The 14262-nt window shown below is 41.5% G+C and carries 10 protein-coding genes; 6 read left to right on the top strand and 4 right to left on the bottom strand.

The genetic code is table 11. From position 1 onward, the window contains the following. Positions 1-142 precede the first annotated feature (142 nt). Entirely contained in the window at positions 143-955 is an 813-nt protein-coding gene (locus EGX73_RS01410; RefSeq protein ID WP_003125709.1) for an alpha/beta hydrolase, read from the bottom strand. Further along, entirely contained in the window at positions 956-2530 is a 1575-nt protein-coding gene (locus EGX73_RS01405; protein WP_123866657.1) for a PucR family transcriptional regulator, read from the bottom strand. 116 nt (positions 2531-2646) lie between these two features. On the opposite strand from EGX73_RS01405, the gene fdrA reads away from it, so the two are divergent. The 6 genes from fdrA (at position 2647) to allD (ending at position 11008) form a co-directional block, all read left to right on the top strand. Beyond that, the gene (gene fdrA / locus EGX73_RS01400; protein ID WP_034706799.1) at positions 2647-5655 is read left to right on the top strand and encodes a DUF1116 domain-containing protein; all 3009 of its coding nucleotides are present in this window, start codon (positions 2647-2649) and stop codon (positions 5653-5655) included. Further along, positions 5648-6454, top strand: a complete 807-nt coding sequence (locus EGX73_RS01395; RefSeq protein ID WP_123866656.1) for a DUF2877 domain-containing protein — start codon at positions 5648-5650, stop codon at positions 6452-6454. Before fdrA ends, EGX73_RS01395 begins: the two co-directional genes overlap by 8 nt. Before the next feature lie 15 nt (positions 6455-6469). Next, positions 6470-7720, top strand: a complete 1251-nt coding sequence (locus tag EGX73_RS01390) for an MFS transporter (RefSeq protein WP_003125713.1) — start codon at positions 6470-6472, stop codon at positions 7718-7720. Beyond that, positions 7717-8649, top strand: a complete 933-nt coding sequence (arcC, locus tag EGX73_RS01385; protein WP_003125714.1) for a carbamate kinase — start codon at positions 7717-7719, stop codon at positions 8647-8649. The genes EGX73_RS01390 and arcC overlap by 4 nt, the downstream gene beginning before the upstream one ends. 13 nt (positions 8650-8662) lie before the next feature. Then, positions 8663-9880 carry a dicarboxylate/amino acid:cation symporter gene (locus EGX73_RS01380; protein ID WP_003125715.1) on the top strand — a complete coding sequence of 406 codons (1218 nt, stop codon included), beginning with the start codon at positions 8663-8665 and terminating at the stop codon, positions 9878-9880. 66 nt (positions 9881-9946) lie between these two features. Next, positions 9947-11008: an ureidoglycolate dehydrogenase gene (gene allD / locus EGX73_RS01375; protein WP_086269041.1), complete on the top strand. Its 1062-nt coding sequence runs from the start codon at positions 9947-9949 to the stop codon at positions 11006-11008. A 105-nt stretch (positions 11009-11113) separates the two neighbouring features. Here the strand turns inward: allD and EGX73_RS01370 are convergent, their stop codons facing one another. Both EGX73_RS01370 and EGX73_RS01365 read right to left on the bottom strand, forming a co-directional pair. Continuing rightward, positions 11114-11896: a formate/nitrite transporter family protein gene (locus EGX73_RS01370; RefSeq protein ID WP_003125717.1), complete on the bottom strand. Its 783-nt coding sequence runs from the start codon at positions 11894-11896 to the stop codon at positions 11114-11116. A gap of 216 nt (positions 11897-12112) precedes the next feature. Then, positions 12113-14137: a urocanate hydratase gene (locus tag EGX73_RS01365; protein WP_003125719.1), complete on the bottom strand. Its 2025-nt coding sequence runs from the start codon at positions 14135-14137 to the stop codon at positions 12113-12115. Positions 14138-14262: the final 125 nt, after the last annotated feature.

Raw genomic sequence — 14262 nt, 5'->3', positions numbered from 1 at the left:
TGTAACCAGCAATCTTGGTGTAAGTAAGCATTATTTGCTGATTTTCAAGTTGAAAGAGAAGAAAAATTGATCAAAGGCAGCAGAGGGTTCTTTTTATAACACTCTGCTGCCTGTCAAAAATGATTTTGTTTTAGTTTTTTTGTCAGTGGTCATTTAACCAGGTATTTAAACGGGAAAAAACCATTTGGACTTGGTCATCATCTGTTTCTTTCAGGAAGTCATGCGGCAGGTCATAAACAGCTATAAATTTACTATCTGGAATTTTCTTTAATGCCTTACTATAGCGAAATGGGACTTCTTCATCGGTACTGCTGGCTGTACTAAAAACAGGAGGAAAGAGTTGTAGCTCTTCCGCTGGGAGCGCATAATCCGTCAACTGATTGGAGGAAATGCCATATACCTCAGTCAATTTTTGTTGCTGAAGTGCATAAATATAAAAGAGATAACGCTGAAACTGGGGATCATCCCATACTTTCTCTGTTAACTCGATTTTTGGCAGAAGGGACTCAGACAATGGTGGTTGAGTCGTCTGACGAGAAGTTTCAATGAAAGCTAAGTCTGTATAGCCATAAAAGTTAATTAGGCTTTCGGGCATTGGCAGTTTTTCAGCAAAAATTTTTTTCGTCAATGCCATCATCAAATACCCTCCCGCTGAACGACCGCAGATTCGATAAGGGTGCTCCTTGATTACTTTCGCTTTTAATTCCAAGAAATTCTCCCAGGTAGCGGCAATAATTTCAGAAAGTGAACTGTTTGGTGCCAACAAATAGTCCATAGATAGGATCGTATAGTTGTGTTCATGAAACAATTCGATCAATGGTTTGGGAATATCCTGCCGACTGCCGTAAACGAATCCACCGCCATGCAAGTAAATCAGATAGCTCTCTTGCTCAATGGAATCAGCAGGATAAAGACTAACTGAGGCACCGGTAGATAATAAAAAGTCTGTTTTCATTTATAAACGACTCCTTTTCTTCAATTCTAATAAATACGTACCGATTTCATAATTGACCAATTGGATAGGATTTGTCAAATCAATCTCCAGCAACTGCTCGATTTTGTTGAGACGATAGCGAATCGTTTTCGAATGCAGAAAAAGAGCCTCGGCAGTTTTCTTGTAATTGCGGTTGCTGATAAAAAAAGTATAGAAAGTAGTGAATAATTCCTCGTCTTCTTCTGACATTTGGTACAACTTTGGGGGAATGCTTTGCTGCAGTCGTTCCAGCTGATTTTCTTTGATAAAGGAGCTAAAGATTCCTAAATCACTGTAAGTTAAGATCGGTCCTAGATAGAACTGGCGGTTGAAGCGAATGGCATCGAGACATTGGGGCAAGATTTCCTTGATATGTTCTTTAGTGAAGACTTCGCTGACTGCTAAGCAAGCAGATTCTTCTGATAAGAGAGAGACTTCAAATTGTTTTTCCAAGTTCTTTTTACTGATTTCTTGGGCTAGCTGCTGAAAATTATACAGGACGACTAAATAATTATGATGCTCAAAAAACACATGGGCAGTTTTCAATGCCCGTAATTTGTGCAGGACAGCTATTTTTCTTTGCTTATCTTTAAAGGTATTGGAGGCAAAAGCAATTCCTTGGTAGTAATCATAACGATCTAATTGTGCCTCTTGCAGCAATGCAGCTAATTCTTCGGAATTATTCGGTGTACTTTGCAAAATGGCTTCGGCCAGATTGTTCATCCGATTATAGCGCTCTTTTTTTAGAAGATATTCCATTTGCAGCCGTTCGTAAATAACGTCTACGACATTCTCGATAATCATGACCTTTGCTTCGGGGATCTGAGAATCTTTTTGATAAACGATCAATGTACATAAGTCATTGAATGGGTTGATGATATCCACTTTGATTGCAGTGACATACTGATTGTTCTCATGAGAAAAAAGCTCTAGATATTCATAATGATTTTTTGTGAATTCGATGGTTTTCATTGGTTCACTCTTTGTGACTACATAATTCTTAAAGGATTGACCGATCGCAACTTGAACATCCAAATGGGGGATCCGTAATGAACAAGGTTTTTCGATCAACTGATAAAACTCTTGCATGATCTGCTCAAAGGACGAATGGTTGCGTTCAACCTTCATGAAACGCTGACGGACCTCATAGTAGGTTCGCAAGAGATGTGTTTGGTGATTCAAAAGCGGTTCATAAACCGCCAACATGATTGCTTCGTAACTAACATCTTGCTGTACTTTGATCAATGGGATCTGATAATCAAAACTAAGACCAATGATCCATTCAGGAATCATTGGAATCAGGCGATCGACTTTGACGACTAACCCACTGACCCCAATCTGCTGCATCTTTTCAAAAAAAACACGCAACTGATCCATAGAAAGATCCGTGAAGGCATAGAATGAAGTCAAGATCAACTGATCTTTCTTACTCCATTTTTCAATATCGATGGCTTCAAGCACCATGACAGAGGCCACTGGATTTGTTAAACCAATCGTGCCAGTCAGTGTCTTGCTATTTTTGAAAAGCGGCAGCTCAATCAATCCTTTTAATTGCATAAGATTCTCCTTTTTCCCCTTTTGGATAAAAAGTATAGCATTTTTTTAGACTTTTATCCAATGAAAACGCAAACAAGTCGCGTTAGAATAAAAATATAAGAAAAGGAGGAGAACAAATGTTAAACACAGTGATCTTAAAGAACAACTATCAAGATTCGATCAATCTCATGTTGTTGACGAATACGATCAATGATCTTGATGGCGTGACAATGAGTCAGATCATGATGGGGACAGATGCAAACAAAGATATTTTAAATAACACTGGCTTGCTGACGCCTGAAGCAGAAGCTGCTTCCCCGAATGACATGATGATCGTTGTCGACAGTGAAGACGAGCAAATCATGGAGGAAGTTTTACCGGCGATCGATACCTTTCTAGCTGATCTTTCCGCTAAAGGTGACGACAAAGAGAAACCTGCTGCAGCTTCTTGGCAAGAAGCACTGACTGCTTTGCCGGATGCCAATGTGGCGTTGTTCAGTATTCCGGGAGAATATGGCGCAGCCGAGATGGAAAAGGCTTTGAAGAATGGTCTGCATGTTTTTTCTTTTACGGACAATGTAGCTATTGAAGATGAAGTTCGCTTAAAGAAATTAGCACATGAAAAAGGACTATTAATGATGGGACCAGATTGCGGAACAGGGATCATCTCTAGTATCCCGATTGCCTTCACCAATGTGGTTTCACCTGGAAATATTGGTGTAGTTGGTGCATCAGGGACAGGGATCCAAGAAGTCACAACGATCATCGATCGTCTAGGTGGCGGGGTAGTACATGCAATCGGAACTGGTGGACGTGATCTCAGTGATAAGGTGGGAGCCATCACTGTGAAAGATGCGATCGTCGCTCTGGAAAATCATGAACCAACCGATGTGATTTGTGTCATCTCGAAGCCACCTGCAAAAGAAGTGCGGGATGAAGTCGTTCAATTGCTGCAAAGCATCAGCAAGCCAGTCGTTGCTATTTTCTTAGGAGAAAAACCTGAAGCCCATGAAGGAAAAGTTTACTTGGCACACACATTGGAAGAAACTGCACAAATCGCTGTTGATTTAGCAAATGAAGAAGCTGTCAAACGGAATTATTTTACAAAATTGGACAAACCAAACGTATCCACTTTAGACAAAGACAAAGTTGTTAAAGGCCTTTATTCTGGCGGCACACTAGCTGCTGAAGCGGGCATGTTGATTTCGGAAGCGTTGAACTTAGAAGGTTTAGTCAAGCAAGAAGGATATATTTTGCATTCTCACGGCTACGATGTGATCGATTTAGGCGATGATATTTATACGCAAGGAAAACCTCATCCAATGATCGATCCAGAGGTACGGATTCAAAAAATCGAAGAGTATGCAGAGGATGAACAAACAGGAATTATTTTGTTCGATGTGGTTTTAGGTTACGGTGCACATGAAGATATGGTCGGAGCATTGCTACCTGCCATCGAAGCAGCACAAACAAAAGCTAAAACAGCTGGGGGTGATCTTTACTTCGTGGCTACAGTCTGCGGAACCACGAAAGATCCGCAAAATTATCAAGATGCAGTCGATCGCTTGAAAGCAGCGGGGGTTTATGTAGCAGAAAGCAACGCGAAAGCTGTTCAATTAGCACTCTTGTTAAAAGGTGTCGAAATGTCAGAAGCAGATAAAGCGGTGGAAGACTACACGGGGACAACGATTGATGTACCAACGGTTAGTGAGCAAGTGATGGAATTATTGACAACAAAACCGCGAATCATCAATGTCGGCTTACAAAGTTTTAATGAATCAATCTTGCAATATGGTGGACAAACGGAGCAATTTAACTGGCGTCCTAGAGCGAGCGGCAATAAAAAAATGATTCGCATTCTGGATGCACTGGAAGATTTTGAGGATCAAATTACAGCGGACAACCAAGAAGTGACAGACAAAATCAAGAATGCGCAACCTTTCTTGATCGATGTGGTACCTGCTAAAACAGTCATTGCTGAACTAAATGAGCAGCAAAAAACGTTATTACATGCTGGACCTCCAATTGAGTGGTCAGAAATGACTGGACCGATGCAAGGTTCTTGTATTGGCGCGGCGTTATTTGAACGGTGGGCAACGAATGAAGAAGAAGCACGCCGATTGTTGGAAAGCGGAGAAGTTCGTTTCATGCCTTGTCATCATGTACAAGCTGTCGGCCCGATGGGAGGGATCACTTCTGCAAACATGCCTGTCTTTGTGGTTGAAAATCGTCTGACAGGAAATCGTGCTTACTGTATTTTGAACGAGGGTATCGGTAAAGTGTTACGTTTTGGTGCTTATTCCCAAGAAGTCATTGATCGCTTGGATTGGATCAAAGATGTTTTAGGACCGACGATCGCTAAAGCATTGCAGTTGACAGAAGAAGGCATCAATTTGAATGTCTTGATCGCGCGTTCGATCACGATGGGGGATGAATTCCACCAACGAAACATTGCGGCCTCATTGAACTTCTTGAAAGAAATTTCGCCACTAATCATTCAAACAGATATTCCGGAAGATCAAAAGTACGAAGTTATCAAGTTCTTAGCAGATACTGATCAATTCTTCTTGAATATCATGATGGCTACCGGTAAGGCCATCGTTGACGGTGCTCGTTCAGAAACAAAAGGGACAGTGGTGACAACGATGACCCGTAACGGTGTCAATTTTGGGATTCGTATCGCAGAAACAGAGGACGAATGGCACATTGCCCCGGTCAATACGCCAAAAGGTCTGTACTTTACCGGCTTTACTGAAGCAGACGGTAATCCTGATATCGGAGACAGCGCCATTACGGAAACCGTCGGTGTTGGGGCAATGGCCATGGTTGCTGCACCAGGCGTGACGCGTTTTGTCGGTGCCGGCGGTTTTGAAGATGCCTTGGAAACATCGAATGAAATGGCAAAAATTTGTCTGGGACACAATTCGACATTTTCGATCCCAACATGGGACTTCCAAGGAACATGTTTAGGAATTGACATTCGAAAAGTAGTCGAAACAGGGATCACACCAGTGATCAATACTGGAATCGCCCACAAAGAAGCTGGAGTAGGACAAGTTGGTGCGGGAACGGTTAGAGCACCTCTAGGCTGTTTTGAAAATGCTCTAACAGCTTATGCGAAGAAACTAGGGATCGACGTTGACTGAAAAAATCATTGCGAGTGATTACCTGTCTCCGATCCAGCAATTTGGAGGAATGGGGAAAATCCATAGTGTATTTGATCGTTCATTTAATATTCAAGTCAATGAACAGTTGATCAACATCAATAATTACCGCAGCTATCTGGCAGGATTTGGGATGTATTTACCTGAAGAACAGTTTCGGGCAATCATGCCTTATGTGGAGCCGGGAAATTTAGTCAAGATACGTAGTCATAGTTTGACATTTTATAGTACCAAAGGAACGATTGTTTTGCCTTTGACAGATGTTGCTTTTGTTTCGCTGCAAGTGAAGGACCTTACCTTCACTGCAGCGGAGCGAAACAGCTTAAAAGAAATACTGACCCAGCAAAATTTAGTAGAAAAAATTGGACTTCCTTTAGAAAAACGAGCCTTAGAAATTTTTGAAGTGTTGCGGCATCCCGAGCCAGATTGGCAGCAAGTGACTGCTTATCTAATTGGCCGAGGGAAGGGATTGACACCTAGCGGAGATGATCTATTGGTTGCTTACCAAGCAATGTTTTATGCCTTTGACCAATCAGCGGAGAAGTTAGCAACTGCTCTAGCGGTTCCTTTGTCTACTACTGATGTCAGTAAAGCCTATATTTCCGCCTCTATCAAAGGTTATGTCAATTCATTGATCTATCGATTATTGACTGATTTGAAAAGCCAAGATCAGCAGCTGATCGAAAAAGATGTAAAGGATGTCATGAAAATCGGCCATTCATCGGGCATTGATTTGTGTTTTGGCATGCTGCTAGCATTGGAATCAATCACTTTAGAATAGAAAAGAGGAGAAATCATGGAATCTATCAACCAGCGACCAGCTGAAAAAGTAAGTAACAATTATTGGAAAAAAGTTGTTGCCATTTTCTTTGTGGGTTGGATCTTAATGTATGCCACAAGGACGATCTTTAATCCAATCATGGGTGTGATCGGAGAACAATTCAATTTAAGCAATACGCAACTAGGTCTAGCAAATAGTATCTTCTTCTTGACCTATGCCATCGCCCAAATTCCTTTTGGGATCGTTGGGGACAAAATCGGTCGAAAGCTAGTCATTGCCATTGGTTTTGTACTGCTGGCCGTGACCACGTATTTCAGTGGATTAGCTACGAGTTTTGTCTTGTTCTTAGTCATTCGCGCAGTTGCCGGTATCGGTCAAGGTGCGTATTATGGGCCTCAATACGCGTTATCAACAGAAGCGATTCCAGATAACAAACGAACCGTTGGGAATGCGATTATCAACAGCGGAATGGCTTTTGGGACTTCTGGCGGGTATCTATTGTCAAGTAAACTTGTTTTGGATAATGGCGATCATTGGAGCAAACCATTCTTTATCATGGCGATCCCAACATTGATTCTCGGTATCTTGTTTTACACGGTATTGAAAGAGAAAGTCATCCGTCCTGAAGATGAAGAAAAAGTGGTTAAAGAAGAAGGACCAAAAGAAAAAATCTCTCTTAAACAAATTTTTTCTAATCGTAATTTAGTGGCTGCCTTTATCTTATGTTTTACTAGCATTTATGCAAATTTTGTTATCATTACATGGTTACCACAATTTTTGATCGCAGAACGTGGATTTGAAGGAGCAAGTGTTGGATTTATTGCTTCTCTCGTCCCATGGGCTTCGATTCCTGGTGCCTTGATTTTTGCTCGGTTGAACGACAAAACAGGAGCAACGAAAAAACTGGTGTATTTCTTGGTACCCCTTGCGACACTTTCAGTTTTTGCGATTGCCTTTGTTACAGACCGCACGATATTGATCGCCGTGTTGATTTTGTATGGATTGACGGGCAAGCTTGCTCTTGATCCAATCGTGGTGACATTTGTAACGAAAAATGCACCAGCCGGAGCGTTAGGCACGACGCTTAGTGCCTACAACTTCATCGGAATGTCTGGTTCGATCCTCGCGCCATATGTCACAGGATTTTTAGCAGATTCATTAGGATCAATGCAAGTCGGTTTTTACTTATCGTGTGTGTTGCTGCTGATCGGATTAGGAATATTTGCCGTATTAGCGAAGGAAAATGAGAAGGAGACAGTAAAATGAGTTTAAATGTGATCGCACTAGGCGGAAATGCCATTTTGGATAAAGACCCTAGTGATAGTGGACAAAAAGCGGTAGTTGCTCAAGCAGCCAAATATATTGCTGATTTTGTTGAAAAAGGCGAACAAGTGATTTTGTGTCATGGAAATGGCCCACAAGTCGGTAATTTGCTGCTTCAGCAAAAAGCTGCTGAAAGCGAAAAAAATCCACAGCTGAAATTGGATACCTGTGTTGCGATGACACAAGGAAGTATCGGCTATTGGTTGCAACATGCACTAACCAATGAATTTGCCCAACGGGATGTGCCGCAATCCGTGATTTCTTTAATCACACAAGTCAGAGTGGATAAAAACGATCCTTCTTTCCAGAAACCATCGAAACCGATTGGTCCTTTTTATGATAAAGAAGAAGCGGAAGCAGCGATGGCTAAAACCGGGGGTGTCTATCAAGAAGATGCCGGACGGGGCTACCGAAAAGTGGTTCCTTCTCCGATGCCACAAGAAATCGTCGAAAAAGACGTGATCAAGACCCTAGTCGATGCCGGGGTAATCACGATTTGTGCTGGAGGTGGTGGGGTACCTGTTTATCAAGAAAATCAGCACTATGTTGGCGTGGAAGCAGTCAATGACAAAGATTTTGCAGCCAAGGTTTTGGCAGACAATGTCCAAGCAGATCGTCTGATTATTTTAACGGGTGTTGATAATATCTACATTAACTACAATCAACCAGACCAACAAGCTCTCAAAGAAATCACTGTCGAGCAAGCAGAACAGTATATTGAAGAAGGACACTTTGCTGCTGGCAGTATGTTACCGAAGATCCAGGCAGCCATCGGCTTTGTAAACGAGGATGCGTCAAGGACAGCGATCATTACTTCAATTGAAAATTTAGCTGTACTTGATCAACAGGTAGGGACTATACTCCGCAAATAAAGAGGGGATCAAGGTGAAAATAAAAAAAATACCAATGGTCACACAAATCGTTATTGCTGTTTTGTTGGGGATCGTTTTTGGATTGCTGTTTTCACAAGCGGGCGTTCACTTAAAAATCGTTGGCGATATTTTTCTACGGCTCATGCAAATGGCAATACCGGTATTGATCTTAGGGCAAATCATTCAGGCTGTTGGGGGCATTGCCCCCAAAGAATTGACACGGTTAGGTGGGAAAACAATCGCGGTCTTCGGGATTTCCTCCTTACTTGCTGCGGCTTGGGGTGTCGCAATGGCAGTTTTCTTTACCCCTGGTAAAGGGATCGATTTTTCACAAACGGCTGCTGACACTGTCCAAGCGCAAGAAATCTCACCATCGGAGACGCTGATCAATTTTATTCCTACCAATATTTTCGATGCCTTGTCAAAAGGATCGATTATTCAGATCATCGTTTTTGCCCTGTTTTTTGGGATTGCTTTAAATCGTTTTTTGCAAAAGAATCCGCAGTCGCAATTATTAACAATCATTGTTGACTTGAATGAAGTCGTGCTGACGATCATCCGCTATGTCATGATTTTAGCGCCCATCGGGATCTTTGCGCTGATTGCTTCAACGATCAGTTCTTTGGGGTTACAGATCATTTTACCTCTAGGAAAGTATCTTCTAATCTATGGGTTAGCCACACTGACGTTTCTTGCCTTATGGATTGTTGCTTTGATGATCTATTGCCGCGTGAATCCATGGCGCTTGATCCAAAATATGAAAAATATGACCATTATGGCATTAGCGACTACCTCGTCCGCCATCACATTACCGGTCGCTATGGAAGAAGCCCAACATAAGCTGGGATTAAGCAGCCGTATCACAAATCTAGTCTTACCACTAGGAATGTCTTTAAATAGTAATGGTTCTGCGATGCATATGGCGATCACAGTGATGACGATTGCCCAGATGTATCAAATGCCTTTTGATTTGATCCAAATGATTACAGTGGCTGTCACTGCAACATTCGTGTCCTTGGCGAATGCAGTTGTTCCGGGAGCTGGCCTCGTTTCACTGGCGATTGTCGTCCCTCAATTAGGACTCCCAATCGAGAGTATCGCGATTTTTGCTGGTGTAGAATGGTTTGTCGGTATGCTGCGAACGATTTTGAATGTCAATTCAGATGTTTATTCTGCGATGATCATTGCGAAATCTGCGGATGAATTGGACTATCAGATATTTAATCAATAAGAGAAAGGAGAAGTCGCTGTTGTCACTATCAGGTACTTCTCCTTTATTGTTAAAGGAGGATTCACGATGGAAGAACTAGTCACTCTTTCTATTACTCAATTGGAAGAATTGATGAAGAAAAAACTGATTGCTGCTGGGTTGCCGCAAGAAGCTGCCAGCGAAACGGCGAAACATTTAGCTATTGCAGATGCAACAGGTGTCCATTCCCACGGTGCTGTACGCATGGACTATTATGCCGAACGGATCGCTAAAGGCGGAATCACATTGGCGCCTAAATTATCTTTTGAGAAAACCGGCCCTGCTACAGGGATTTTTCATGGCGACAATGGCATGGGACAATACGTCTGTAATGAAGCGATGAAGATTGCGATCCATCTTGCCAAAGAAGCTGGGATTGCCTATGTCGGTGTCGAACAAACCAGTCATAGTGGTACCATGGCTTATTATGTCAAAAAAGCGGCAGAAGAAGAGTTGATCGCATTAGCGATGTGTCAATCAGATCCAATGGCAGTTCCCTTTGGCGGTACCCGCAATTACTTTGGCACGAACCCAATTGCATTTGCTGCGCCACGAGCGGGACATGAACCCATTGTTTTTGATATGGCTACCACCGTTCAAGCGTGGGGCAAAATACTCGATGCCCGAGCCAAAAATCAGCCGATCCCAGAAAATTGGGCAGTGGACGATACAGGACAACCAACCACAGATCCTACGGACGTTAAAGGATTATTACCGATCGCTGGCGCCAAGGGCTATGGCTTGATGATGATGGTGGATATTTTAGCCGGTTCACTGTTAGGACTGCCTTTCGGGAAACATGTATCTTCTATGTATGCCGATCTCACTGAAAAAAGACGCCTAGGACAAATGTTTCTAGTCATTGATCCCAAACGCTTTACGGATCTTTCGGCATTTAAAGAACAGATGGATCAAATGGTAAATGAATTACATGAAATTCCGCCTGTAGAAGGACAATCAACGGTCTATTATCCAGGCGAGATCAGTCAACTACAGTTTGAGAAAGCAAAGCAAGATGGTGTACAGATTCCGCGTTCCATCTACGAGTACTTGATCAGTGAGATCATCCACCAGAATAAGTATGGAGGGCAAGATGCATTTGCGAAGTAGGTGCTGAACTATTTTATAGTGGAAAATAACGAATAGGTATACGTCTTAAAAAGAAGATAAACATACGTATTGAGGATACATATGTTCATCTTCTTTTATTCTGTGCTAGTTATCTTTGGTAGTAGCATTTTTTGCTGAATAACTAAGATAATAAAATCCAGATACGAGAACTGCACCACCTACTATATTTCCTAGATAGACAGGGATAAAATTTAAAACAAACGCTTTCCAAGTAGCTTCTCCTTCAAAGATTGCTGCGGGAATAACAAAGCAGTTAGCGACACTATGCTGGAATCCAATTGCCACGAAAATCATGACTGGAAACCAGATAGATAGAATCTTTCCTGCCGCATCTTTTGCACCGTAGCATAACCATAATGCGAGTCCAACAAACCAGTTACAGCCAATACCGGAAATGAAGGCTTGTGAAAAAGAAGTGTTTAGCTTGTGCTGCGCTATTTTTATGACCTGTTCTCTAAAGACATCAGTATGCGTCAGTCCAACAAAGTAACCAAAAAAATAGGCAACAAAAATTGCTCCAATCATGTTTGTGATTGTAATCAATACCCAGTTGCCTACAAGCTTCTGATAAGAAATCCGGTGATCGTAAAAGGCAATTGTTACAGCCATCATGTTTCCAGTGATTAATTCCCCGCCAGCTAGTAAAATGACGATTAATCCAATAGGAAAAATTGCTGATCCTAACAATGTCCCTAATCCGGAAAAGTTTGATGGTATGGGGGCGGATACTCGGATATAAGCTAAATATCCCAAAGAAATCATAGCACCGCCAATAAAGCCTAACAAACATTTTGCTATTAGTGTTTTTTTTGTTTTGTTTGCCCCGTTTTTGATTGCTATTTCAACAATTTCTTCTGGTGCGTACATGGTTCGCTTCCTTTCAGTAGATCACTTAAAAAAGGAAGTGTGACAGAAGTATAAACTAGCCAAAAGGTATCCGTTCTCTATAATGATGAATTGTCTTTCTCTTATGATTGTGCTGAAGACCGACTTCACCGTAAATGGTATCATGCAGTTCAGATGTTTAGTTTATTAAAAAGTACTTATATCACAGTTCCTGGGAAAAAATAATCCGTGTTTGATTTAATCAAAAAGCGCATTGATTGCGGCATCGATGCTGCTTTGTTCTGCAAGATAAGGGATAGTGATATGATCAGTCCCTTGATTCATTTTGTTATATTCAATGGACGTTTCAATTGCGTGATCATTTCGAGCCCAGCTTCTACGTGCCACTCCGCCCATCGTATCCCAGGCAATCGCTGACTTGATGATCTCGTCCACTTGTTCTGAACCATCTAGTACAAGTCCAAAACCGCCATTGATTGATTTGCCAATTCCGACACCACCACCGTTATGCAGTGCAATCAAAGACATCCCCCTAGCTGCATTTCCGGCGTAGCATTGTGTAGCCATATCGGCACAAACATTACTTCCATCTTTAATATTTGATGTTTCACGGAATGGAGAATCTGTTCCAGAAACATCATGGTGATCACGTCCTAGCATAACAGGACCAATTTTACCTTCTCGAACCAATTCATTAAATTTAAGTGCAATATTCACTCGCCCCATACAGTCTTGGTATAAGATTCGAGCTTGTGTACCAACGACTAATTGATTTTTTTCTGCATCACGAATCCAGTTGTAATTGTCTCGGTCTTGATAACGGCGAGTCGGATCAATCACTTCCATTGCAGCATGGTCTGTTGCGACCAAGTCTTCGTGTTTACCGCTTAAGCACACCCAACGAAATGGACCGTAGCCATAATCGAAAAGCATTGGTCCCATGATATCTTCAACATAAGATGGCCAAATGAAGCCATCCTTATCATCAATCCCATTTTTTGAGATTTCTTTAATGCCAGAATCATAGATTGCTTTCATGAAAGAGTTACCATAGTCAAAGAAATAGGTGCCTTTTGCAACAAGCGACTTGATTACATGGTAATGGCGTTTCAATGTTTCATCCACTAGCTGATGGAATTTTTCACTATTTGTGGCTAATAGTTTTGTTCTTTCTTCAAACGTAATGCCAGCAGGGCAGTATCCTCCATTGTACACATTATGACAAGAGGTTTGATCAGATAGTAAATCAACTGGTACATCATTTTGGTCAATGTATTCCAATAAATCGACAATATTGCCGTGATAGGCAATTGAAGTCTTTTCATTTTTATTTAGATAGCTTGTAGCAATGTTTATTGCTTCTTCTGGAGTTTCCGCAAGATTAGAAATCCATCCTTGTTCTAATCTTGTATCGATTCGTGACTTATCCACTTCAGCAATAATTGCCACTGCATTGGCGATTTCTCCAGCCTTACCCTGAGCGCCAGACATCCCACCAAGTCCAGAGGAAACAAACAGTTTTCCAGCTAAATCGCCATCATCTTTAATTCCAAGTTTCAAACGACCAGCATTCAAAAGGGTATTGAACGTGCCATGAACGATTCCTTGAGGACCAATGTACATCCAGCCGCCAGCGGTCATTTGTCCATAATTGGTTACTCCCATTTCTTCGGCAATTTCCCAGTCATCAATATTATCGTATTCCCCAACTAATAATCCATTCGTGATAATCACACGGGGAGCGTCTTTTTTTGATTTGAAAAGGCCCAAAGGGTGACCTGATTCAATCACCAATGTTTGTTCCTCTGTCATGATTTCGAGATATTTTTTAATCAAGTGATACTGCATCCAGTTGGAACAAACCTGACCAGTTTCTCCATAAGTTACAAGTTCGTAGGGATAAAGCGCCACAGCAAAATCAAGGTTATTATCAATCATTACCTGCATTGCTTTTGCGGCAGTACATTTACCTTTATATGCATCAATTGGTTTGCCATAGATTCTTTCCTTAGGATACCACCGATAACCGTAAATACGCCCACGTGTCTTTAACTCTTCTATAAATTCTGGAATCACGATTTCATGATATTTTGGATGAATGTAACGCAATGCATTTTTTAATGCGAGTTCTGTCTGGTCTTTTGTTAAACGGAATCCGCGATCAGGTGCGCGGCGAATGCCTTCTTGAAAAATAGTTTTTTCAGGTAAAAAGTCATCTAACTTAACTGTCATCGCTTGTTCGATGTCTTGTAATTGAATCATTAATATTTCCTCCTCAAGTGTATAATAATGGTGAATGAATAAAATATTCTTAATCGGCTTACGATTCTCAGTATATATAAGCGGTGTCAACGAAACGTCTATCCGCACAAATAATTTTATTCCAA

This window comes from Enterococcus sp. FDAARGOS_553, from assembly GCF_003812305.1.
Lineage (GTDB): Bacteria > Bacillota > Bacilli > Lactobacillales > Enterococcaceae > Enterococcus_D > Enterococcus_D gallinarum.
Note: the sequence above shows the minus strand (reverse complement) of the source record. Positions and strands in the feature narration are given on the sequence as shown.

Excerpts from the sequence above, each read along its gene's own strand:
- fdrA (WP_034706799.1), top strand. The coding sequence starts at position 2,647 with ATGTTAAACACAGTGATCTTAAAGAACAACTATCAAGATTCGATCAAT.
- EGX73_RS01405 (WP_123866657.1), bottom strand. The coding sequence starts at position 2,530 with ATGCAATTAAAAGGATTGATTGAGCTGCCGCTTTTCAAAAATAGCAAG.
- EGX73_RS01365 (WP_003125719.1), bottom strand. The coding sequence starts at position 14,137 with ATGATTCAATTACAAGACATCGAACAAGCGATGACAGTTAAGTTAGAT.
- EGX73_RS01370 (WP_003125717.1), bottom strand. The coding sequence starts at position 11,896 with ATGTACGCACCAGAAGAAATTGTTGAAATAGCAATCAAAAACGGGGCA.
- arcC (WP_003125714.1), top strand. The coding sequence starts at position 7,717 with ATGAGTTTAAATGTGATCGCACTAGGCGGAAATGCCATTTTGGATAAA.
- EGX73_RS01410 (WP_003125709.1), bottom strand. The coding sequence starts at position 955 with ATGAAAACAGACTTTTTATTATCTACCGGTGCCTCAGTTAGTCTTTAT.
- EGX73_RS01390 (WP_003125713.1), top strand. The coding sequence starts at position 6,470 with ATGGAATCTATCAACCAGCGACCAGCTGAAAAAGTAAGTAACAATTAT.
- allD (WP_086269041.1), top strand. The coding sequence starts at position 9,947 with ATGGAAGAACTAGTCACTCTTTCTATTACTCAATTGGAAGAATTGATG.